The following is a 22,161-nucleotide window of genomic DNA, read 5'->3' as shown; positions in this document are numbered from 1 at the left end:
TTTTATGTTTATTTTGTAAAAGAATTTAAAAGAAAATTTAAGGGTTTTCACCCTTAAATTTTAAAATTTCTTAGAACCAAGAAGTTCTCTAACGCTTGCTACTATTTCATTTATTTCAAGGACTATATTATTAGTTTTGTTAGCTATTTCAGCATTGTCAGTAGCAATGCCTTTTATATCGGCTATTGATTTATCAATTTGTGCGATATTATCAGTTTGTCTTTTAATAGACTCACTCATATCATTTACGCCTTGTATTAAGACATTGATATTTACCTCAATTTCGCCTAAGGATTTTTGAGTTCTTTCAGCTAACTTACTAACCTCATCAGCCACAACCGCAAAGCCTCTACCTTGTTCTCCAGCCCTAGCTGCTTCTATAGCTGCATTAAGGGCAAGTAAATTTGTTTGTTCTGCTATATCTTTAATGATATTTATGATTTCTCTAATATCATCTGCTTGTTTTATAGTAGTATTTGCATTTTGATTAATGGTTTGCATAGCCAAGGATATATTTTGCGTTGCAATTGAGGATTGTTCTAAGTCAGCTGCTTGAGTGGTATTTCCTTGAGTTAAATTTCCAACATATTCTTTTAAACGCTCACTTTGGTCTTCAAGCTTACCAGAAAGTTGCGAAGAAGATAAAAGCAAGTCTTTTACTTCAAAGCCTAGTTTATTAACAGCCCTTTCAATATAACCCTTTGGATTTTCAAAAGACGCAGTAAAATTAAAGTTATCATATTCTCTTAAAATTTCATCTATCTTATTTAAATCACTTCCAACCTTATCTTGTAAGACATTAAACATTTTATTTAATAAATCTTGCAAATCTTCTAAGTCAGGATTTTTTGGATTAGTTTCTAGTTTTATATTTAAAGTTCCTTTTTCAACATTTTTAGCTGCTTCTGCACTAGCCTTAACCATAGCATCATCTCTTTTCATAGCCTTTTGAGTGCTTACTATATTTTCATTTATCAAAGTTCCCATTTGTCCTATCTCATCTAGTACTGTTATAGAGGCTAGTTTTGGTGCATCTTTTATATCATAATTGATATATTTAAAGAAGTCAGTTAGTACTCTTTTGAGATTATGAAGTCTAGCAGAAACTCTAAATTGCACATAAAGATATATTAATGCAATAGTAATTATAGTAGCAATGATACTTCCTATAATTATACTACTTTGAATTGTAGTAAGCGAGTCAAGGACTTTGTCACGATGTACCACGGTTAAAAGAGTCCAGATATTATCTAGACTTTCGTGAAGTTTTACAGAAGCAATCCCTGCTAGATAATCACTATCTCCATCTATTTCTGTATATTTTAATGCTGTGCTATCATCATTTTTCATAGCATTTGTAATTGATGTTGCCATAACTGTATTTTCGGTAAAGAAATTCTTGCCTACATATTGATTATCAGGGTGAAGTAAGATAGTTCCATCTTCACTTATCAAAAATTTTCTATCCCCTTCAAATACTTGTCTTCTAGGGTCTAGTATAACTTGTGCAATTTGATTAAAATCAACTATGGCCCCAAGTGCTCCAATTACTTGCTTGTTTCTATTTAAAATAGGGGCTACTATATTTATGCCAAATAAATTTTCACCGCCTACGTTAAAATGATGAGGAGAACCAAAGCTTAATCTTTTTTGATTTATAGCTATTGAAACGGAGTCTAAATTTGCTATATTCATATCAGCGTTTATTATATCAACTCCACCTTTTTTAGAAGGTTCTTTATCATCAACTAAAATCATAAAATCGCCATTTGGAAGCAAATGTTCGTGCAGGTTATGTTCTCTTGCATACTGAGAATAGCCCGTGCTCGCTTTTAAATAAATATAGGCAAAACTCATATATGGATTTGTTTCTATTGATGAAATTAAGATTTTATCAAATACTTCTTCATTTATCATAGCCGTATTGCTATATTCAAAGGCAGCATTTATAGCTTGTTGAGAAACTTCAACTGTGTTAAAAATTTCTCCCATAATACCTTCAAGTCTATTAATAGAGCGGGAATTTGCACTTATTAAGAGGTCTTTGCCATCTTCTTCTAAAACTCCACTTACTTTATAGGTTATAGTCATTGTAAGTAAGAACATAATGATAATAACAACTAAGCCAGCCATAGAGGTAATCTTTGTGCCTAAATGCAATCTAGAAAACATTGCTTGTCTCTCCTTTTTTAAAATTGTCCCCATTTAATTGTAATATGAATTATAAACTTATTATTGTGAACCAAATATAAATTCTTATCAAAAAAACCTTTTTTTTTTTTTTTGTAACTAATCGAAACTAGAGCGATAAATATCATATATTATAGCTAATAAAGTTATTTATTTATAATAAATTTGTAACTTTTTCTAAGCGATTTTAGGGCTTTTTTGTCTTAAATATTGATAAGTGTTATTAAAAATAAGGAGAAAAATTGTATGATTAAAAAAGTTTTGAAATTTAGCAAAAAATTATTAACGAGTTGGTTATAATTTAAAAAAGTGAGATTATTCTGCAAAAAAATTAGCATTATGTTATAATTTTGCTAGTTTAGTTAAAATTTAAAAGGAGAAAAATATGCAAATTGATTATAAAAAATATGTCAATATGAGTGAAAAACAGCTTTTAAATTCTCTCTCAAATATAGATGAAAAAATGACAAAATTAAAAGTTTCAACTCAAGAAAAATTAAAGGATTTTATAAAATTAAAAAAATTTTTAAAAACGCAGTTAAAAAATCGTATCGATAAGGAATTTATACCTTATGAGAAGTCAACAGCTCATAAATTAGCACAAAAGCTTGAATCTAGTTTAAGCAATGAGGAAAAAGCAGAAATAAATAAAGAATTAAAACGACAAATTCATGGTTTATAATATATGGGTTATAAAGTTACAATCACAAAAAAAGCTAATAAATTTATTAGAAAAACTTGCTAAAAACAATCCTAAACAATTTAAAGTTATAGATAAATTTATTTTTATACAACTTAGAAGCGAAGAAGAATACCCTTGTACTTTGCCAAATGCAAAAGATTTAAAGAGCTTTGATGACAATCGTTATCGCTGGAGACTCGATGATTATAGGATAATAGGTATAGTGCAAAATAACGAATTTAAAATTATACACATAATTAAAATTTCAAAAAGAGATGAAAGTACTTATAAAGGCTTATAATAAGCTAAATGCCTTAAATTTGGCACAATTTTAAAAAGCTTTAAACTTTGCTTAAATTTGACATTGCGTTTTTTTTTTTTTTTGTATATAATTACGGTGCAACTACGAAAGGCTCCCTACTTGAAAATACTAGTCCCCTACATATAGTAGGGTGGCTTTTGAGTTGTCTAGCTTTTTTTAAATTTTAGAAAATAAATTTTTGATATTGTAATAATTTAATAAGTATTCTTTTGTATAATTACTAAAAAAAATAATCATGGTAAATTAGAATGAAACACGAACAAACTAAATATATTTTCGTTACAGGTGGTGTTTTAAGCTCTCTTGGCAAGGGAATAGCCGCTGCTTCTATAGCTACACTTTTAAAAAATTCAGGTCTTAAAGTAAGTATGTTAAAGGCTGACCCTTATATAAATGTGGACCCTGGTACAATGAGTCCTTTTGAACATGGAGAGGTTTTTGTTACAGATGATGGGGCAGAAACGGATTTGGATTTAGGACATTATGAACGTTTTTTAGATGAAAATTTAAGTCAGCTTAATAATTTTACCACAGGACGGGTTTATCAAAGCGTTATAGAAAAAGAAAGAAGAGGGGAATATCTTGGAAAAACTATACAAGTTATTCCTCATATAGTTGATGAGATAAAAGAAAGGATTAAACAAGCAGGGAAAGACCAAGATATTTTGATAGTAGAAATTGGAGGAACGGTTGGAGATATCGAGGGTTTGCCATTTTTAGAAGCCATTAGGGCATTAAGGCTTGAGGTTGGTAAAAAAAATGCTATGAATATACATTTAACCTTAGTTCCTTTCATAAAGGCAGCGGGTGAGCTTAAAACTAAGCCAACTCAACATAGCGTAGGGGAGTTAAGACGTATAGGTATAAGCCCTGATATGATAATTTGTCGTAGCGAAAAGCCTTTAAATAGAGAACTTAAAGATAAAATAGCTATTTCTTGTGGAGTTGAAAAAAATAGCGTTATTGAAAGCGTTGATGCAGCAAGTATTTATCAAATTCCACTAGCCTTTTTAAATCAAGATATATTAAGTGCCATTTCTAATACCTTACACCTTAAAAATTTAAAGCCAAATATGCAAAACTGGGATAATCTAGTAAAAAGGGTAATCGCCCCAAGTAAAATGATAAAAATTGCCTTTGTTGGAAAGTATATCGATTTAAAAGAAAGTTATAAGAGCTTAACTGAGGCCTTAATTCACGCAGGGGCAGCACTTGATACGCACATTGATATAAAATGGGTTGATAGTCAAAAACTTGATAATTTAGAAGAAAATTTAAAAGATGTAAGTGGTATTTTAGTACCTGGAGGTTTTGGGGAAAGAGGAATTGATGGAAAAATGCTAGCTATTAAATTTGCAAGAGAAAAAAAGATAGCATTTTTAGGAATTTGCCTTGGAATGCAGTTAGCCTTAATAGAATTTGCTAGGAATGTTTTAAATTTAAAAAATGCCCATTCTAGCGAATTTGATAAGGATTGCAAAGAGGCTATTATTTATTTAATAGATGAATTTATAGATGCAAATGGTACTAAACAAATTCGAACTAGTAAAACGCCTTTGGGTGGCACAATGAGACTTGGGGCTTATGAGTGCAAGATTAAAGAAAATACTTTATTAAGTGAAATTTACTCACATAAAAAAAGCATTAAAGAAAGGCATCGCCACAGATATGAGGCCAATCCTAAATTTAGAAAAGATTTTGAAAATAAGGGTTTGATAGTAAGTGGAGAAAGTGATGGTTTAATAGAGGTTGTAGAATTAAAAAATCATCCTTTTTTTATAGCTACGCAGTTTCACCCTGAATTTACTTCAAGACTTGAAAGGGTTAATCCTATAATTTATGCCTTTATAAAAGTAGCGATTGAAAATGAACAAGGTAGATAAAAAAATAGATAAAATTGAGATTAAACGCATATTAAAGCAACGTTTTGATATGGATATACACAATAAGCTTTGCGATTTACCTTTGCCAAACTGTTTAAAAGATGCTTATAAGGCTGCTTATAGGATTAAAGAGGCTATTGAAAAAAATGAAAGGGTTGCAATTGTCGGTGATTATGATGTCGATGGCATTATATCTTGCGTTATAATGTCTGAATTTTTCACCGATATAGGCTTTGATTTTATAGTTAAAATTCCTAATCGCTTTAAGGATGGATACGGCTTAAATAAAAATATCATAAACGAACTTGATGTTGATTTAATAATAACCGTCGACAATGGCATAGCAGCCATTGAGGCAGGGGAATTATGTGCTAAAAAGGGTATTGATTTAATAATAACTGACCACCATACCCCCCTTGATATACTACCTAAGGCCTTTGCTATAATTAATCCAAAACAAGCAGATTGTGAATTCCCTGATATTGAAATTTGTGGGGCACAGGTGGCTTGGTATTTGATAGCTGCCTTAAAACAAGTGTGTAAATTAAATTATAATATGTGTAAATTTATAGAACTTTTAGCTATAGCTATTGTGGCTGATATGATGGAGTTAAGGGATTTAAATAGGGTTTTGGTAAGAAAGGGTATAGAAAATATAAATAAATCAAAAAGGGTAGCCTTTAAGGCTATAAAGCAATATTATCAAAAAGATAAATTTAGTATCGATAATATAGGCTTTTTAATCGCCCCTCTTATAAATAGTGCTGGTAGAATGGATGATGCAAGTGTTTCTTATAATTTTTTATTTACAAAAGATTATGATGAGGCTCAAAAGTACTTAGAACAAATTATTAGCTTTAATGAAAGTAGAAAGGATGAAGAAAAGCTACTTTTTGATGAGTCTTTAACTCGAATAGATGATAATGAATCTTGCGTTATTGCCGCGGGTAAGGACTGGCACGATGGGGTGCTTGGCATAGTAGCAAGTAGATTAGCAAAACATTTTAATAAACCAGCTTTTGTTTTTTCTATACATGAAAATAAGCTTAAAGGAAGTGCTAGGGGTGTTGGCAGGATTGATATTTTAACCCTTATTAATAAAGCTAGTGCTTTGCTTATAAATTATGGTGGACATAAGGGGGCGGCTGGATTGTGTTTAGAACTTGAAAATTATGATAAATTTAAAAAACTCATTCAAGCAGAAAGTGCAAAGATACCACAGGATTGTTTTTATGACACAGATGAAATTTTAGGTATTTTAGAACCTGATGAGATAGACTTTGAAATGCTTGAACTTTTAGAATCCTTTGAACCATTTGGGCATAAAAATCCAAGACCATATTTTGTACTTAAAAATTTAAGGGTGAAAAATAAAAAGATTTTAGGTAAGAATAATAAGCATTTAAAACTTATTTTAACCAAAGAACACAAAACTCTCGAGGCCTTGTTTTTTAACTTTGATAGTGAGCCAAATGTAAATGATACTATTAATGTTTTAGGGTCTATTTCTAAAAATGAATTTCGCTCACTAGTTACTCCACAATTTATAATTCGAAAAATTTCACAAGCATAATTAAAAAATATTTTGTATTAATTTAATAATTATTAATATCCTAAGCTATTTACTCTTATTTATAACATATACCATAGAACCAAAGCCTATAATAACTATAATAGCTATAAATATTAGCTCAACTATATCTAATAAATTCATATTTTCTCGTTCCTTTCCTTAAGTTGCCCACAAGCTGCTGAAATATCAAGCCCCTTACTTTCCCTTATGGTACAAGTTATGCCTTTTTTACTTAGATAATCTTGAAATTTTATTGCATTTTCAAGGCTTGGACGCTTATAAATACTTCCTTCGTGAGGATTAAAAAGTATTAAATTTACTTTTGCTTTTATGCCATTTAATAATCTAACAAGCATCTTTGCGTGTTCTATTTTATCGTTAATATTATCAATTAAAAGATATTCAAACATTACTCTTTTTCGTTCATCAATAGGAAATTTTTTAACCGCATCTATTATACTAGCTATATTATAAGCCTTATTTATAGGCATAAGTTTAGTTCTTAATTCATCATCTACGGCATGTAAAGAAATAGCTAATAAAACTCCTAAATTCATTTTTCCAAGCTTAATTATTTGCTTTGCTAAGCCACTTGTACTAATGGTTTGTCTGCGTGGACTAATTGCTAAAGTATCATTATGAGATAAAATTTTTACTGTCTTTGCTACATTTTCAAGATTATCCAAAGGCTCACCCATTCCCATATAAACTATATTTACTCGTCTTTCATATGGAATTTTATTGTGTTTTTTAATCCATAAAACCTGTTCTACAATCTCTCCAGCACTTAAATTTCGTTTTAAGCCATTCTTTCCTGTAAGGCAAAAGGTACAACCACTTCTACAACCAACTTGAGATGAGATGCAAATAGTATATTTTTTATGTGAGATTAATTTTCCATTTTTATCATATTTTTCTTCTTTCATAGATAAAAGCACAGATTCTATACACATTTTATCTTCTAATTCAAAAAGATATTTTATACTTTTATCCATACTTTCTTCGTATTTTATACATTTAATAGATGAAAAATAATATTTTTCATTGAGTTCTACGCGTAAATTTTTAGGTAAAGAACTCATATCTAAAAAATCATCTGCATACTTTTGATAAATCCAATTAAAAATTTGTTTCACACGAAACGTGGGCTTAATATCAAGTTCACTAGGCAATAGATTTAATAAATTTATTTTTTCTTTCAAAAATAGTCCTTAAATTAAATTTTTATCTTTTAAAAAAATTTCAAGTTTTTCTTTTGCTTTTTTGTGATTTTGTAAAAAAGTTTTATGAGCGTTTTCATCGCAAAAATTTGTAGCACACAAATAGCAAATAGTAGGAAGTTTAAATTTTTGTGCTACTTTTAAAACGGCAAAGGCTTCCATATTTTCAAGCTCTAAACCAATTTTTGCAAATTCTATACTAGCGTTTTTATTTTGACATATATAATTGGATGAATTTACCTTGTAACTTTTTTTTGTTTCACAAGAAACATTTTTAATTTCATTTGATATAGGTGTATAAAAATTAGCATTTAGCATTGAAAATTCTATATTAAATGCGTGTGTGCTTGTGTAAATTTCTAAAAGCTTATTATTGTTATCATAAAGACCACAGGTACCTATAAAAATTAATTCTTTTGGTTTTAATTCTAAACAAAGTTGTGTCAAATTTATACTAGAATCAATTAAACCAACACCTATGCTTTTTGCAAATTCAAATTCTTCATTTGCACCTGCACAAATTAACATTTTTTTCCTTAATATATGAAATTTTAAAATAATTCTAGCTAAAAAGACTTAAGATTAAGAATTTTTAGGTACAATGCGTTTTAATGATTAAGGCAAAAAAGCACTATGGGCAAAATTTCTTGTGTGATAATAGTATTTTAAACAGAATCATCCAAGCCATACCCAAAGATACAAAAAATATAGTTGAGATTGGGCCTGGCTTAGGTGATTTAACGCAAGAGCTTTTAAAGATTTGTAGAGTAAAAGCTTATGAGATAGATATTGAGCTTGTTTCATTATTAAAAGATAAATTTAAAAATGAGATAACTCATAATAGACTAAAATTACTTCATCAAGATGCAAGTGAAGCATTTTTGCCAAACCTTGATGATGAAAAGTATTTTTTGGTTGCAAATTTGCCTTATTATATAGCAAGTCATCTTGTTTTAAAAAGTTTGGAAGATGAGCATTGCTTAGGGCTTATTGTTATGATACAAAAAGAAATGGCTTTGAAATTTTGTGCCAATGAAAAAGATAGCGATTTTTGTGCACTAAGTGTTTTAACTTCATTGCTTTGTAAAAGAAAAATACTTTTTGAAGTAACTCCATTATGTTTTAATCCACCACCTAAGGTAATGTCTGCAGTGGTTTATATGGAGAAAGAGCGAGAATTTAAAGATTTTTGCGAACTTAGCAGTTTTAAAAGCTTTTTAAGAACTTGTTTTAAGGCTCCAAGAAAACAACTTCTTAGGAATTTAAAGCCTTATAAAAATGAGCTTTTAAACTTTTTTAGTCTATGTAAAATTAGTGAAAACATAAGACCTCACGAATTAGATGCGAAATCATACCTTAAAATTTATGAAAAATTAAAGGATAAATATGAGCGAAAATAATAAAAACAATAATAACCCAAATTTAACTTCTAAAAAAAATAAAAGTTATAAATACAAGAATCGTAGAAAAAAACTTGCAGATTCTATTAATAATCAAGATGAAAATTCGCAAAATATTCAAAACGCTCAACCAAATACCCAGCAACAAAAAAGCAAAAACGAAACAGCTAAAAAGAAAAAGAGAAACCGAAATTTACCTTCTAAATTAAGTGGTAATGAAGAATGGCAGATTGCTTTAGCTAAGTGTATGGAAGCAAATAGAATTTCACATGAAACTCGCTTACACCCTCTTAAACATAATAATTCAAGCGAGTTTAAACTTCGCATTACTCCACTTGGTGGCCTAGGTGAAATAGGTGGTAATATATGCGTTTTTGAAACAAATTTAGATGCTATTGTCGTTGATATAGGTATGAGTTTTCCTGATAGTACTATGCATGGTATTGATATTATAATACCTGATTTTGATTATATTAGAAAGATAAAAGATAAGATTAGGGGGGTTGTGATTACTCATGCACATGAAGACCATATTGGTGCTGTGCCTTATTTTTTTAAGGAATTTTCTTTTCCTATTTATGCAACTCCACTTGCATTAGGTATGATTGCAAATAAATTTGAAGAACATGGCTTAAAAGAAGCTTGTAAGCTTTTTCGCCCTGTTCAAAAACGCAAAATTTATGAAATAGGTGATTTTAATATAGAATGGATACATATAACCCATTCTATAATCGACGCATCTGCACTAGCTATTAAAACAAAAGCTGGTACTATTATCCATACTGGCGATTTTAAGATTGACCAAACGCCTATTGATGGCTATCCAAGTGATTTAGGACGTTTAGCACAATATGGAGAAGAAGGCGTTTTATGCTTATTAAGCGATAGTACAAATTCGTATAAAGAAGGCTTCACAAAAAGTGAAAGCTCAGTTGGTCCTACCTTTGACCAAATTTTTTCTAAAAGTAAGGGTAGGGTTATAATGAGCACCTTTAGCTCAAACATACATCGTGTTTATCAAGCTATAAGTTATGGTTTAAAATATGGACGCAAGGTCTGTGTAATAGGGCGTTCAATGGAAAGAAATTTATATACTACTATGGAACTTGGTTATATAAAACTTGATAGAAAAATTTTTATTGATGCTGATGAGGTAAGTAAATTTAAGGATGAAGAAGTGCTAATTATTACCACGGGCTCACAAGGTGAAACAATGAGTGCTTTGTATAGAATGGCAACTGATGAGCATAAATTTATTAAGATTAAGCCAAGTGATCAAATAATTATTTCAGCTAAGGCAATTCCTGGTAACGAGGCAAGTGTTTCTGCTGTGCTCGATTTTCTTTTAAAGGCTGGTGCAAAGGTAGCATATCAAGAATTTACCGAAATTCATGTAAGTGGCCATGCTAGCATAGAAGAACAAAAATTAATGTTAGGCTTAACAAAGCCTAAATTCTTTTTGCCAGTTCATGGTGAATTTAATCACATAAATAAACACAAAGAAACAGCTTTAAAGTGTGGAATTGATGAAAGAAATATTTATTTAATGAGCGATGGGGACCAAATAGAACTTTGTCAAAAATATATAAAGCGTATAAAAACCGTTAAAACAGGCAAGGTTTTTGTGGATAATCAAATAAATAAACAAATCGCAGAAGATGTCGTAAAAGATAGGCAATACCTTGCAGATAGTGGAATAGTAGTTGTTGTAGCTCAATTTGATAAGGCTAATAAGGTGCTTATTGGAAAGCCTAGAGTGTTTAGTTCGGGCGTAGTAGCTGATAAGCAAGATAACGCATTTAGTAAGGAAATGTCCGAATTGCTAGAACAATTTTTTATTAATGTTAAAGATGAGTTTTTAAATGATGTTAGATTTTTAGAAAATCAAATTCGCCAAGCTATAAGAAAGCATATTTTTAGAAAATTAAAAAAATACCCAACTGTAGCCCCTACTATTTATATAATGTAAAAATTTTTCAAGCTAAATTATTAAATTTAGCTTGACTTATAGCTACTATAATGTTTTATAATACAAACAAAACATTATTTAAAGGAGCTACAATGCAAGAAAGAAGAGATTTTTTAAAAAAATCAGCAAAGATTACAGGTGCTTTCATGGGACTTGGTTTGTTATTTAATACAAAGACCTTTGCAAAAGAAAATTCTAATCCTATTTTAGATAATACTCAAAATTTTATTATGAGTGCAAAAAATGGTGAACGTATTCCAACTAAGGCTTATGCAGCACATTCAAAAGAGTGGAAATTTAAGCCCTTTTCTTTTACTCGCCATGCACTTGGTCAAAACGATATTTTAATTGAAATTTTGTATGCTGGAATTTGTCATAGCGATTTACATTCAGTGAGTGGAGACCATCATGGCACTACTTATCCTATAGTACCTGGTCATGAAATAGTAGGTAGGGTAGTTGCAGTAGGACAAAAGGTTAGTAAATTTAAAATAGGAGATTATGCTGGTGTTGGTTGTATGGTAAATAGTTGTGGAGAATGTGATGCTTGCAAAAGAAGCGAAGAACAATTTTGCGAACGTGGCAAAAGTATTTTTACTTATAATAGCGTTGATTATTTTCACGGCAATGAAAATACCTATGGAGGCTATTCAAATAATATAGTCGTAAGTGAAAATTTTGGCATAAAAGTAGCAAAAGATGCTGATATTTCAAAGATAGCACCCTTGCTTTGTGCAGGGATTACTACTTACTCGCCTATTAAATTTAGCAAGGTAAAAAAGGGTGATAAGGTAGCAGTAGCTGGGCTTGGAGGCTTAGGACACATGGCGTTAAAATATATGATAGCCTTGGGTGCTGAGGTAACTTGCTTTGATATAGTACCTAGTAAGAAAAAAGCAGTTTTAAAACTTGGGGCAAAAAGATTTATTGATGTAAATAGTGATGATTTTAAGAAAATAAAAAATGAATTTGATTTTATCATTAGTACTATTCCTTATGAATATGATATAAATGCTTATCATAAAATGCTTAAATTAAATGGAGAAATGGCTATTGTTGGCCTACCTGTTAAGGCAAATATAAATGGGGTTGATATGATTTGGAATTTTCGTAAGAAAATTTATAGCTCACTTATTGGTGGTATTAAAGAAACTCAAGAAATGCTTGATTATTCTATTAAAAATAATATATACCCAGAAGTTGAGATAATCCCTATAACTAGGCTAGATGAAGCTTATCAAAATGTAGCAAAGGGCAGAGTTGAATTTCGTTATGTTATAGATATGTCAACCTTGTCTTAAATTTAAAAGTGGAATTTAATCAAAAATTCCACTTAAAATACTATCAATATACTCATCGGCCTTAAATTCTTGTAAATCTTGCATTTGTTCGCCTACGCCTATATAAAAAATAGGCAGTTCAAGTTCTCTTGCTATGCTAAATAAAGCCCCACCTTTAGCCGTCCCATCAAGCTTTGTAATAATCACGCCATCAAGTTTTATAAGTTCATTAAAGGCCTTAGCTTGTAAAATTCCAGCATTGCCTTGCGTTCCATCAAGTACTAAAATTTTTCTGTGAGGTGCCCCGTTTAGTGCTTTATTTGCAATCCTAACTATTTTATCAAGTTCTTGGGCTAAATTTTTTTGATTTTGTAAACGTCCGGCTGTATCAATTATAACCCTATCAAAATTCTTTGCAATTGCTTTATTTATAGCATCAAAGGTTACAGCAGATGGGTCGTGATTTTGCTTGGTTGCCACTATATCAATAACAAGCTTATTGGCCCATAATTTAAGCTGTTCAATGGCACCAGCCCTAAAGGTATCACAAGCAGCTAGTATAATCTTTTCACCTTGATTTTTATACAAAAAAGCAAGTTTTGCAATGCTAGTTGTTTTACCAGCCCCATTTACCCCTAAAATCAAATCCACAAAGGGTTTTGTTTGTGAAAAATTTGGTAAATCATAGATAAAATAAGCACCCATAACCCTTTTTAAATCTGCTTTTTTTACTTCATTATCAGGTGGTAAGTAATATATAATCTCTTCCACAATTTCATAACTAATATCAGCTTCAAGTAAAATCTCTTCTAATAAATCCTTAGTGATTTTTTTATCACTAGGTCTAATAGTGCGTATATTGTCAATGGTTTTTTGTAAGCCTTTTTTAAAAAAATCAAGCATTAAAACACAGCCTTTGAAATTTCAATATCAAGCATTTCAGGTGCGATTACACCTAAATATTGATTAAACAATTCCCCTTTTTTTGTGTATAAAAACATAGTAGGAATGCCATTTATCCCACCAACTGCCCTAGCAAAAAGATAATTATTTTCACCGTTTGCTATTTGATAATTTATAGGATATTTAGCTAAAAATTCATCTAATTCGTTTTGTTCTTTATCTTCAAGCAAAATTCCTATGATATTAAATTTATCTTTGTATTTTTCTTGCATTTTGTTAAGTTCTGGTATTTCAGCCAAACAAGGAGCACACCAAGTTGTAAAAAATACAAATAAGGTAGCCTTATTATTTGTACGAAATTCAAGCTTACCAGCCTCGGCCTTAATATTTAAAAGCTCTCCGTTTAAAAATTTTAGTTCAAAATTTAACTTTTCACCCTGTGATAAAGAAGCATTTATTGTAGCATTTGAGTCTTCTACTTTTTTATCATCACTACAAGCATTAAAGATAAAAAATACAAAAAAAGCTAATAATAAATTTTTAAATTTCATAATTTTCCTTTCATAAAAATGTTAAAATTATAACCAAACTTAACTAACAATAAGGCAATCTGTGCAAAAAGACGAATTTAGGACATTACAAAAACAAAGGCTTAAAAATCAAGTTGATTTTAAATTTAGACAAGATTTTAAAGTATTTAAAGAATGTTTATTTTTAATTAAAAAATTCAAAGCTAAAAGAATATTACTTTATTGTTCCCTTAAATACGAGCCAAATTTGTTACGATTTCGCCAAAAATTAAGTAGACATTGTAAAATTTTTGTTCCATTTATGAATGATATAAGCTTTAAAATTGTAAAATTAAGATTGCCTTTGTCTCAAAAAAGATTTAAGGTTTTAGAACCTAATAATTCTTTTTTAAACACCAGTATTGATTTGGCAATAGTTCCTGTGATTGGTGTTGATAAAACTTTAAGAAGAATAGGGCATGGACACGGGTTTTATGATAGATTTTTTGAAAATGTAGGGGAAAATTTTGTAATTATATTTACACAAAGTATAAATTCTTTAAGCGATGAATTTGTCTGTGAAAAACACGATGTACAAGGTGGATTTTATATAAATCCTTATAAAAAATATTATAGGAAAGGTAATGACAATAGAACTTATCATAGTTGCAGTTATCGCCGTTGTTTTGGGCGTAGGTCTAGGCTATTTAATAGCAAAAAAAATCAACGACGCAAAATATCAAATTTTTGTAGAACAAGCTAAGGCTAAGGCTAAGGCTATAGAATACGAGGCCGAACTTGTTTTAAAGGATGCAAAAAATTCGGTGTTAAATGCTGAATTTGAAGCTAAAAAAAAGTATGAAGATAAAAGTAGGCATATACAAAAAGAATATAATCAAAAATTCGATGAATTAAATAAAAAAGAACAAAAACTTTCTAGTCAAAGTAAGAAAATTCAACAAAGCGAAAAAGAACTTGAAGAAAATAAAAAATTAACCGAAGAACTTTACGATGAAAGCATTAAGATAAAGGACCAATATTATGCAAAGCTTGATGAGGTGGTTAAGGTTTTAGAACACTCAGCAGGTCTTACTCAAAGCGAGGCAAAGGAAATTATCTTAAAAAAGGTAGAAGAACATTCTAGGAATGAAATCGCCCATATTGTTAGAAAATATGAAGAAGAAGCAAGAAATGAAGGAAGAAGAAAGGCAAATTATATTATCGCCCAGGCTACTTCTCGATTTGCTGATGAATTTGCAGCTGAAAGATTAATAAATGTTATAAATATAAAAAATAACGATTTAAAGGGTCGCATTATAGGTAAAGAAGGGCGAAATGTTAAAACGCTTGAAATGGTACTTGGAGTGGATATTATCATAGATGATACCCCAGAAACCATTATTGTAAGCTGTTTTAATCTTTATAGAAGGGCAATTGCTACTAAGGTGATTGAACTTTTAATTGAAGATGGTCGAATTCAACCAGCTAGGATAGAAGAAATTCATGAAAAGGTATGTAAAGAATTTGATAAGTCGATTTTAGATGAGGGTCAAACTATACTTATGGATTTAGGTATAAATAACATGCACCCAGAAATTGCAAAATTAATAGGCAAACTTAAATATCGTGCAAGTTATGGACAAAATGCCCTTTCTCACTCCTTAGAGGTTGCTCACCTTGCCGGTATTATCGCAGCTGAGTGTGGGGGTGATGAAATTTTAGCTAGAAGGGCAGGAATTTTACACGACATAGGTAAGGCTTTAACTCATGATTTTCAAGGCTCTCATGTTGATTTAGGTGCTGAACTTTGCAAAAGATATAAAGAACATGAAGTAGTTATAAATGCAATTTACGCACACCATGGACATAAAGAAGCTACTAGTATTGAATCAGCAGCAGTTTGTGCAGCAGATACACTAAGTGCGGCAAGGCCTGGTGCTAGACGCGAGGTTTTAGAGGCCTTTTTAAAAAGGGTTACTGAGCTTGAAGAGATTGCAAAAAGCAAGGACGGTATTAAAAATGCCTATGCTATAAATGCAGGGCGTGAAATTCGCGTTATTGCTAATGCAAAGCTTATAAATGATGATGAAGCCGTGCTTTTAGCAAAAGAAATAGCTAATGAAATTCAGGAAAAGGTACAATACCCAGGCGAAATAAAGGTAAATGTTATAAGGGAACTAAGAATTAGTGAGTATGCAAGGTAAGATATGCAAGAAACCATTGATACTTTGTTAAAATATGGCTATGTTTTTTTATTTATTTATTCTTTAGGTGGTGGAATGGTTGGAATTTTAGCAGCCGGCGTTTTAAGTGCTAGTGCTAAAATGGACCTTTATACTAGTATACTTGTTGCCTTTGTGGGAAATGTAATAGGTTCTAGTTTACTTTTTGTGCTTGGAAAATACTATAAAAAAGATTTAATGCCTTATTTTAAAAAGCATCGTAGGAAACTTGCACTAGCCGTTATTAAGATTAAACAATATGGCTATATCTTGCTTTTTGTTCAAAAATTTATTTATGGACTTAAAACCTTTATCCCTATAGCTGCTGGACTTGCAAGGTATAATACAAAAAATTTCTTTTTTATAAATTTGTTTGCTAGTTTAATATGGGCTATTTTGCTTGGATATGTAGCCTTTATTTTTGGTTGGTTTATTGAGTTAATCTTTGATAAATTAGGAAATTATCCTTATATAGCACCCTTATTTTTAGTTATACTAGTTATATTAATCTTATTTTATTTATCTAAATTTTCAAAGAAAAAAGGTGTTAGCACTTAGCTTTAAGAATGCAAATTATAGCATTTATAAAGAACTTATTTGGCTTATTTTAGGGCTTTTGTGTATTTTTATTTTTAATTTAATCTTAGAATACAAGCATTTTTTAGACTTTAAGGAAAGTAAGCATATAAGCATAAGGGATGCTAAAATTTTACAAGCCTATAAAAAAAGCACAAAAAAGGGTAAGTCTTATAATGTTTTAAAGTTAAAAACTAAGGAATTTAGCTTTTATACCACAAGTTATAAGGATTTTAATCTAAACATAAATGATTTAATTAGCTTAAAGGCAATTACGACAAATGTGACTTTTAAGGACTATCTATCAAAAACATTTTATATGCCAAGCTATTATTTAGATATAAATTCAAGCAAAAAAGAAATAAACAATAAATTAGTTTCTTATTTTTTAAACCAGCATGACAATGCTAAGATTAAGGAATTTTACGGGGCATTATTTTTTGCAAAAAATATTTCCTTAGAACTTAGAACGGATGTAAATTATTATGGAATCGCTCATTTAATAGCTATTAGTGGCTATCACATAGGCTTACTATTTTCAGTTATATTTTTTATATTAGCCCCACTTTATAGCTTTTTTCAAAAACGTTTTTTTCCATATAGAAATTTAAGATTTGATTTAAGCTTGATTATTTTTATCTTGCTTTTAGCATATGCTTATTTAATAGGCTTTACCCCCTCCTTTATTCGCTCTTTAATAATGGCTTTTTGGGGTTTTTATCTGCTTATTAAAAATATTAAAATTCTAAGCTTTGTAAATTTATTTATGAGTATTTGTCTTTGTGTGGCACTTTTCCCACAACTTTTATTTAGTGTAGGCTTTTTATTTTCAATACTTGGAGTTTTTTATATTTTCTTATACTTGCATCATTTTTCAAGGTATTTTAACACTATAACTAATATTATATTATTAAATATATGGGTCTTTTTAGCTATGATATTACCCGTGCTTTATTATTTTCCGCTAGTGTCTTTACAACAATTTTTAGCCATTATTTTAAGTGCTGTTTTTATAGTGTTTTACCCCTTAGTTTTATTTTTGCATATTATAAATTTGGGCTTTTTACTAGATAATATTTTGATTGAATTTTTCAATTTTAAAATTTATGCAATCAATGTTAAAATTAATTTTTATGTCTTTATAAGCTATATCTTATTTTCTTTGCTGAGTATTCGTTTTTCTTACTTGGGGCTTTTTTGTGTCTGTCTTAATTTTATTCCTTTCATCTTGATATTTACTTAATGAATAATATGCCTTTAAGCCAAAAAGATAAATAACCCATGATATATAAATCCATATAAAAAAGAATAAAATAATAGAAAAAGACCCATAAACACTAGTATAAGTTTTATTATAAACTATATAATACACAAATAAATTCTTGCAAATATACCAAAACATAGAGGCTAAAAATGAGGTAGTAAATAAGGCCTTTAAGCCTCCTTTTTGCAAAGAACTAGAATAAGATACAAAAAATAAGCCCCAAACGATAATAAATGGCAAAATTTCAAAAAAATTAAAGCCTATTTTGTAATCATCAAGGGTTTTTTGTATAAATCCTGATATATAAAAACTTAGTCCAAGGCCCAGTGGTACAAGGGTTAAAAGGGTCCAATAAGAACTAATGCTATGCCATAAATTTTTTGGCTCGTTATCGCTAATTTTATTTATTACAAAATCATAACTTGAAAAAAAGGCTAGCGAGGTTACTGCCATGGCAATAAGTCCAAAAATTCCTAAATTTACACTATTTGTTAAAAAGGTATCTAAATAATTTGCTACCAAATCTTGCTGGTCAGGTATTAAAAAGGTAAAAATTATTTGTTTTGCCTTTGAGTAATGTTCTTTAAAGCTTGGAATTTGCGTAAAAACAGAAAAGCATACAAATAATATAGGAATTAAGGATAAAATCGTATAAAAACTTAAAGACGAGGCATAATTAAAAATTTCCTTGTCTTTTAAAACAGCCAAAAGTCTAAATATTTTTTTTAGCATTAAAGTCCCATTTTGTAAGGATTTAGTATATTATTTGGGTCAAAGGCTTTTTTAATACTTCTCATTAAATTCATTTCAGTCTCGCTAAAAGCTAGTTTCATAAAAGGAGCCTTGCTAATGCCTATGCCATGTTCACCACTTAAAGTTCCACCCAAAGCTATAGCCAGCTTAAAAATTTCTTCAACCGCCTCGTATCCCTTTTTAACCTCTTCTTCGTTATTTTTATCGCTCACCATTACATTAGTATGCACATTACCATCTCCTGTATGCCCAAAACAAGGCACCTTAAAGCCATATTTATTAGCTATTTCATTAATGCCTTTTAAAAGGGCTGGTAGCTTTGAACGAGGCACTGTGATATCTTCATTTAACTTTAAATTTCCATACATTGTAATAGCTTGTGAGCAATTTTTTCTTGAAAACCAAATATCATTGGCTTCTTGTTCATTTTGTGCTATTTTAAACTCACTCGCTCCGGCTTCTAAAAAATAATGCCTTAAATTTTCTAATTCTTTTTCAAGCCCTATTTCTACATTGCCATCAACGTCAGTTATTAAAATAGCTCCTGCATCAAGTGGTAAGCCCTTGTGAAATTTTTCTTCAACTGCCCTTATGCTAAGATTATCTAAAAATTCCATACTCACAGGATTAACCCCATTTGCAAGGCTTTTAAATACTGCATTCATAGCATCTTCAACGCTTTTAAAAATTCCCATAGCTGTTTTTTTAAATTTAGGCATAGGGATTAATTTTAAGGTAAGCTCACTTAAAACGGCTAAAGAACCCTCGCTAGCTATTAAAATTCCGGCTATATTATAGCCTGCCACATCTTTAATAGTGCGTTTTCCTGCCCTTATTATCTTTCCATTTGGCAAAACTGCCCTTAATGCCATAACATAATCTTTTGTTATTCCATATTTTGTCGCTCTCATTCCCCCGGCGTTTTCACTAACATTACCACCAAGAGAAGAATACTCCATACTTGCAGGGTCAGGTGGATAAAAAAGCCCATGTTTAGCAACTTCTTTTTGTAAAGCTATATTTACTACTCCAGGTTGTACTATAGCTACTAAATTTTCAAGGTCTATTTCTAAAATTTTATTCATATGTTTTTCAAAGCCAAGTATTAATCCTCCACTTTGTGCAAGTGCCCCTCCTGTAAAGCCAGAACCTGAACCTCTTGGGATAATGATAAGCTTGTTTTCATTACAATATTTTAAAATTTTAACTATATCTTCTTCATTTCGTGGAAACAAAACACCATCAGGCAAATAATGCTTTCTTGTCGCATCATAACTATAAGCTCTTTTATGCATATCATCAAAAAAGGCATTATCCTCGCCTAAAATTTTTTTAAAAAATTTAATATGCGTTTCATTCATTTTTTTTCCTTACGCTATAAAGGTCTATTAAGGTTTCATAATAATTAAAAAAATTGCTTATTTGTTCTGAGGTAAAATCTAAAATTCCACTCTTATAGCTACCTATTCTAGAATAAAAAGGCACTTGTATGCTACTTGTCTTTGGAATTTGACTTTCATAAAGCACCACAAAGTCTTGACAATCTACATATTTTGCCTTTTCTTGCAAGGCAAAAATAACTATGCCCGTAGTATTATTTGCACAAAATTTTCTAAAATCAGAACGTTTTGGAGAAAGCACAGAGGTGCGTATTAATTGAGCCCCTAAAATATCAATATGAGTAAAATATAATTCTTGATTATTTAAGTGTATGTAATTATAAATTTCTTCATCCGGGGCTATAATCACAGCCCTATCATATAAAAAATTTAAAATAACCTCATCACCTTCTTCTGGCAAGATATTTGGCAGGGGTAAGGCACTTTGTTCAAGTGCATCAAATACACTAAATTCCAGTTTTGCAACGCCGTTTATCTTTTGTATAACCCTAGCCCTTGCAACTATGCTTTTTGAATCGCCAAAAGAATGTATTATAACCCCACTTGAACCTATGATAAAATTAGAATCATCCTTAATATATCCATAAATATCATCTACCTTTAAAAGTGTACTTGTGGTGGGTTTTAGATTAAATTCAGCAAATAAAGTTGTACTTAAACATAAAAAAAATATTAAAATTTTTAACAATTTTTTCTCCTTATTTAATACGAACCTGTATTATAATCATTTTTCGTTAAATAATTGTAAGAAAATTAAAGTAAAATATAGCTTTTAGAATCATTTTTTAAGCTATTGTCAGGATTTTTAATGAAAAAACTACTTTTTTTACTCATCTTTTGTACACATTCTTTTGCGGCCTTGATTATGGAAGAACTCACTTGGGAAAGCGGTGATACCTTGTTAATGTTTTTACAAAGACACTCAATCCCACTAGCCCTTTATTATGAACTTGATAGAGAAGATAAAGAACTTGCCTCAGAAATTGCCTCAAAGATTAAATATCAAGTGTTAAAAGATGAGAATGAAAATTTAGAACAGGTTTTAATACCAATTAGTGATGAATTATTTATCCATATTTACAAAAATAAAGATAATAAATATATGCTAGATTTTAGCCCTACTATTTATGAGTTAGAAAAAAATGTATTAAATTTAACCATTAAAAATTCAGCCTATCAAGACGTATATGAAACTAGTGGTAGCACCACGCTTTCAAGGGCTTTATTAAGGGCTTTCAAGGGCAGTATAAATTTTAGAAATATTAGAAAAAACGATAAGGTATCATTATATTACGAACAAAAAAGAAGATTAGGCAAGGTTTATGGAGATATTACAATCTACATGGCAAGCGTGCAAGTTAATAAAAAAACAAGCGAGGTTTATCGTTTTGATGACAATTTTTATGCAAAAAGTGGTAAGGAAATAGGGGCTTCTTTCTTGCTAACTACGCCTATATCAAATTTTAAACGTATCTCATCTCATTTTACTACGGCCCGTTTTCATCCTATCTTAAAAAAATATAGGGCACACCTTGGTACAGATTATGCTGCAGCTACTGGCACTCCTGTTTTAAGTGCAGGAAACGGGGTTGTAAATTTCATAGGTTCACAAAATGGATATGGTAAGGTGCTAAAAATTCAACATAGTTCAGGTTATACTACCTTATATGCTCATTTAAGTCGTTTTGCAAAGCTTAAAAAAGGACAAAGCGTAAGGCAGGGGCAAACTATAGGTTATGTGGGTTCTACTGGTATGAGTACGGGGCCACATTTACATTTTGGCGTTTATTTAAACAATAAAGCAATTAACCCACTTTCTGTTATAAAGGTTGCTAAAAAAGGACTTGAAGGGGCTAAAAAAGAAAAATTTAATGCCTTGGTAAAAGAGTATAAGCAAATAGTACAAAATCATATTTCCCAAAACCTACCAAATCCTATTAAGGCTATGGATTATGAGAATTTTATAGAGTTTTAATTTATAAAAATAGCTTTTTTTGCCTCTTTGATTATTAAAT

At 30.1% G+C, this 22,161-nt stretch carries 19 protein-coding genes and 2 pseudogenes; 12 read left to right on the top strand and 9 right to left on the bottom strand.

Going from position 1 to position 22,161, the window contains the following annotated elements; all coding sequences use genetic code 11:
• Nucleotides 1-60: 60 nt before the first annotated feature.
• Nucleotides 61-459, bottom strand: a pseudogene (locus FMM58_RS09325) (methyl-accepting chemotaxis protein); the annotation flags it as partial.
• Between the two features lie 1,059 nt (nucleotides 460-1,518).
• A pseudogene (locus FMM58_RS09320) lies at nucleotides 1,519-1,917 on the bottom strand (hypothetical protein); the annotation flags it as partial.
• 658 nt (nucleotides 1,918-2,575) lie between these two features.
• Here FMM58_RS09320 and FMM58_RS03550 point away from each other — a divergent pair.
• From FMM58_RS03550 to recJ, 4 genes are all read left to right on the top strand, one after another.
• The gene (locus FMM58_RS03550; protein WP_150140853.1) at nucleotides 2,576-2,872 is read left to right on the top strand and encodes a hypothetical protein; all 297 of its coding nucleotides are present in this window, start codon (nucleotides 2,576-2,578) and stop codon (nucleotides 2,870-2,872) included.
• On the top strand, nucleotides 2,862-3,173 hold the full coding sequence (locus tag FMM58_RS03545; protein ID WP_223810228.1) for a hypothetical protein: 312 nt from the start codon (nucleotides 2,862-2,864) through the stop codon (nucleotides 3,171-3,173). The genes FMM58_RS03550 and FMM58_RS03545 overlap by 11 nt, the downstream gene beginning before the upstream one ends.
• Before the next feature lie 269 nt (nucleotides 3,174-3,442).
• Nucleotides 3,443-5,077, top strand: coding sequence for a CTP synthase (locus FMM58_RS03540; protein WP_150140851.1), 1,635 nt, complete (start codon nucleotides 3,443-3,445; stop codon nucleotides 5,075-5,077).
• A complete protein-coding gene (recJ, locus tag FMM58_RS03535; RefSeq protein ID WP_150180397.1) occupies nucleotides 5,061-6,650 on the top strand; it encodes a single-stranded-DNA-specific exonuclease RecJ in 1,590 nt (529 codons plus the stop codon). The genes FMM58_RS03540 and recJ overlap by 17 nt, the downstream gene beginning before the upstream one ends.
• Nucleotides 6,651-6,787: 137 nt before the next feature.
• On the opposite strand, the gene rlmN is transcribed toward recJ, so the two are convergent.
• Both rlmN and FMM58_RS03525 read right to left on the bottom strand, forming a co-directional pair.
• Nucleotides 6,788-7,852: a 23S rRNA (adenine(2503)-C(2))-methyltransferase RlmN gene (rlmN, locus tag FMM58_RS03530; protein WP_150180396.1), complete on the bottom strand. Its 1,065-nt coding sequence runs from the start codon at nucleotides 7,850-7,852 to the stop codon at nucleotides 6,788-6,790.
• A 9-nt stretch (nucleotides 7,853-7,861) separates the two neighbouring features.
• On the bottom strand, nucleotides 7,862-8,398 hold the full coding sequence (locus tag FMM58_RS03525) for a purine-nucleoside phosphorylase (RefSeq protein WP_150140845.1): 537 nt from the start codon (nucleotides 8,396-8,398) through the stop codon (nucleotides 7,862-7,864).
• An 83-nt stretch (nucleotides 8,399-8,481) separates the two neighbouring features.
• Here FMM58_RS03525 and rsmA point away from each other — a divergent pair, with 83 nt between their 5' ends.
• The 3 genes from rsmA to FMM58_RS03510 all read left to right on the top strand — a co-directional run bounded on the left by rsmA (nucleotide 8,482) and on the right by FMM58_RS03510 (nucleotide 12,540).
• A complete protein-coding gene (gene rsmA, locus FMM58_RS03520) occupies nucleotides 8,482-9,270 on the top strand; it encodes a 16S rRNA (adenine(1518)-N(6)/adenine(1519)-N(6))-dimethyltransferase RsmA (RefSeq protein ID WP_150180395.1) in 789 nt (262 codons plus the stop codon).
• The gene (locus FMM58_RS03515; RefSeq protein WP_150180394.1) at nucleotides 9,251-11,239 is read left to right on the top strand and encodes a ribonuclease J; all 1,989 of its coding nucleotides are present in this window, start codon (nucleotides 9,251-9,253) and stop codon (nucleotides 11,237-11,239) included. Before rsmA ends, FMM58_RS03515 begins: the two co-directional genes overlap by 20 nt.
• A 230-nt stretch (nucleotides 11,240-11,469) precedes the next feature.
• On the top strand, nucleotides 11,470-12,540 hold the full coding sequence (locus tag FMM58_RS03510; protein WP_190317936.1) for an NAD(P)-dependent alcohol dehydrogenase: 1,071 nt from the start codon (nucleotides 11,470-11,472) through the stop codon (nucleotides 12,538-12,540).
• A gap of 15 nt (nucleotides 12,541-12,555) precedes the next feature.
• On the opposite strand, the gene ftsY is transcribed toward FMM58_RS03510, so the two are convergent.
• Both ftsY and FMM58_RS03500 read right to left on the bottom strand, forming a co-directional pair.
• Nucleotides 12,556-13,422: a signal recognition particle-docking protein FtsY gene (gene ftsY / locus FMM58_RS03505; protein ID WP_150140839.1), complete on the bottom strand. Its 867-nt coding sequence runs from the start codon at nucleotides 13,420-13,422 to the stop codon at nucleotides 12,556-12,558.
• On the bottom strand, nucleotides 13,422-13,973 hold the full coding sequence (locus tag FMM58_RS03500; protein WP_150140837.1) for a TlpA family protein disulfide reductase: 552 nt from the start codon (nucleotides 13,971-13,973) through the stop codon (nucleotides 13,422-13,424). The genes ftsY and FMM58_RS03500 overlap by 1 nt, the downstream gene beginning before the upstream one ends.
• A gap of 61 nt (nucleotides 13,974-14,034) precedes the next feature.
• On the opposite strand from FMM58_RS03500, the gene FMM58_RS03495 reads away from it, so the two are divergent.
• The 4 genes from FMM58_RS03495 to FMM58_RS03480 are packed head-to-tail and all read left to right on the top strand — an operon-like array spanning nucleotide 14,035 to nucleotide 17,972.
• On the top strand, nucleotides 14,035-14,694 hold the full coding sequence (locus tag FMM58_RS03495) for a 5-formyltetrahydrofolate cyclo-ligase (RefSeq protein ID WP_150140835.1): 660 nt from the start codon (nucleotides 14,035-14,037) through the stop codon (nucleotides 14,692-14,694).
• A complete protein-coding gene (gene rny / locus FMM58_RS03490; protein WP_150140833.1) occupies nucleotides 14,576-16,135 on the top strand; it encodes a ribonuclease Y in 1,560 nt (519 codons plus the stop codon). Before FMM58_RS03495 ends, rny begins: the two co-directional genes overlap by 119 nt.
• A 3-nt stretch (nucleotides 16,136-16,138) precedes the next feature.
• Entirely contained in the window at nucleotides 16,139-16,711 is a 573-nt protein-coding gene (locus tag FMM58_RS03485; protein ID WP_150140832.1) for a DedA family protein, read from the top strand.
• Complete coding sequence (locus FMM58_RS03480) at nucleotides 16,698-17,972, top strand: ComEC/Rec2 family competence protein (RefSeq protein ID WP_411675289.1); 1,275 nt, start codon at nucleotides 16,698-16,700, stop codon at nucleotides 17,970-17,972. The genes FMM58_RS03485 and FMM58_RS03480 overlap by 14 nt, the downstream gene beginning before the upstream one ends.
• Here the strand turns inward: FMM58_RS03480 and FMM58_RS03475 are convergent.
• The 3 genes from FMM58_RS03475 to FMM58_RS03465 are packed head-to-tail and all read right to left on the bottom strand — an operon-like array spanning nucleotide 17,883 to nucleotide 20,834.
• Entirely contained in the window at nucleotides 17,883-18,725 is an 843-nt protein-coding gene (locus FMM58_RS03475; protein ID WP_150140830.1) for a YihY/virulence factor BrkB family protein, read from the bottom strand. The genes FMM58_RS03480 and FMM58_RS03475 overlap by 90 nt on opposite strands.
• Nucleotides 18,725-20,107 carry an FAD-linked oxidase C-terminal domain-containing protein gene (locus tag FMM58_RS03470; protein WP_150140828.1) on the bottom strand — a complete coding sequence of 461 codons (1,383 nt, stop codon included), beginning with the start codon at nucleotides 20,105-20,107 and terminating at the stop codon, nucleotides 18,725-18,727. Before FMM58_RS03470 ends, FMM58_RS03475 begins: the two co-directional genes overlap by 1 nt.
• A complete protein-coding gene (locus FMM58_RS03465) occupies nucleotides 20,100-20,834 on the bottom strand; it encodes a plasminogen-binding N-terminal domain-containing protein (protein WP_150180393.1) in 735 nt (244 codons plus the stop codon). The genes FMM58_RS03470 and FMM58_RS03465 overlap by 8 nt, the downstream gene beginning before the upstream one ends.
• Before the next feature lie 120 nt (nucleotides 20,835-20,954).
• Here FMM58_RS03465 and FMM58_RS03460 point away from each other — a divergent pair, with 120 nt between their 5' ends.
• Nucleotides 20,955-22,121: a M23 family metallopeptidase gene (locus tag FMM58_RS03460; RefSeq protein WP_150140824.1), complete on the top strand. Its 1,167-nt coding sequence runs from the start codon at nucleotides 20,955-20,957 to the stop codon at nucleotides 22,119-22,121.
• The last annotated feature ends 40 nt before the right edge of the window (nucleotides 22,122-22,161 follow it).

Source organism: Campylobacter sp. LR291e, from assembly GCF_008633915.1.
In the GTDB taxonomy this organism is placed as follows: Bacteria; Campylobacterota; Campylobacteria; order Campylobacterales; family Campylobacteraceae; genus Campylobacter_D.
Note: the sequence above shows the minus strand (reverse complement) of the source record. Positions and strands in the feature narration are given on the sequence as shown.

What these genes read in the sequence shown, in the direction of transcription:
- FMM58_RS03550 (WP_150140853.1), top strand. Translation starts at nt 2,576, where the DNA reads ATGCAAATTGATTATAAAAAATATGTCAATATGAGTGAAAAACAGCTT.
- FMM58_RS03545 (WP_223810228.1), top strand. Translation starts at nt 2,862, where the DNA reads ATGGTTTATAATATATGGGTTATAAAGTTACAATCACAAAAAAAGCTA.
- FMM58_RS03540 (WP_150140851.1), top strand. Translation starts at nt 3,443, where the DNA reads ATGAAACACGAACAAACTAAATATATTTTCGTTACAGGTGGTGTTTTA.
- recJ (WP_150180397.1), top strand. Translation starts at nt 5,061, where the DNA reads ATGAACAAGGTAGATAAAAAAATAGATAAAATTGAGATTAAACGCATA.
- FMM58_RS03525 (WP_150140845.1), bottom strand. Translation starts at nt 8,398, where the DNA reads ATGTTAATTTGTGCAGGTGCAAATGAAGAATTTGAATTTGCAAAAAGC.
- rsmA (WP_150180395.1), top strand. Translation starts at nt 8,482, where the DNA reads ATGATTAAGGCAAAAAAGCACTATGGGCAAAATTTCTTGTGTGATAAT.
- FMM58_RS03510 (WP_190317936.1), top strand. Translation starts at nt 11,470, where the DNA reads ATGAGTGCAAAAAATGGTGAACGTATTCCAACTAAGGCTTATGCAGCA.
- ftsY (WP_150140839.1), bottom strand. Translation starts at nt 13,422, where the DNA reads ATGCTTGATTTTTTTAAAAAAGGCTTACAAAAAACCATTGACAATATA.
- FMM58_RS03500 (WP_150140837.1), bottom strand. Translation starts at nt 13,973, where the DNA reads ATGAAATTTAAAAATTTATTATTAGCTTTTTTTGTATTTTTTATCTTT.
- rny (WP_150140833.1), top strand. Translation starts at nt 14,576, where the DNA reads ATGACAATAGAACTTATCATAGTTGCAGTTATCGCCGTTGTTTTGGGC.
- FMM58_RS03485 (WP_150140832.1), top strand. Translation starts at nt 16,139, where the DNA reads ATGCAAGAAACCATTGATACTTTGTTAAAATATGGCTATGTTTTTTTA.
- FMM58_RS03475 (WP_150140830.1), bottom strand. Translation starts at nt 18,725, where the DNA reads ATGCTAAAAAAAATATTTAGACTTTTGGCTGTTTTAAAAGACAAGGAA.
- FMM58_RS03470 (WP_150140828.1), bottom strand. Translation starts at nt 20,107, where the DNA reads ATGAATGAAACGCATATTAAATTTTTTAAAAAAATTTTAGGCGAGGAT.
- FMM58_RS03460 (WP_150140824.1), top strand. Translation starts at nt 20,955, where the DNA reads ATGAAAAAACTACTTTTTTTACTCATCTTTTGTACACATTCTTTTGCG.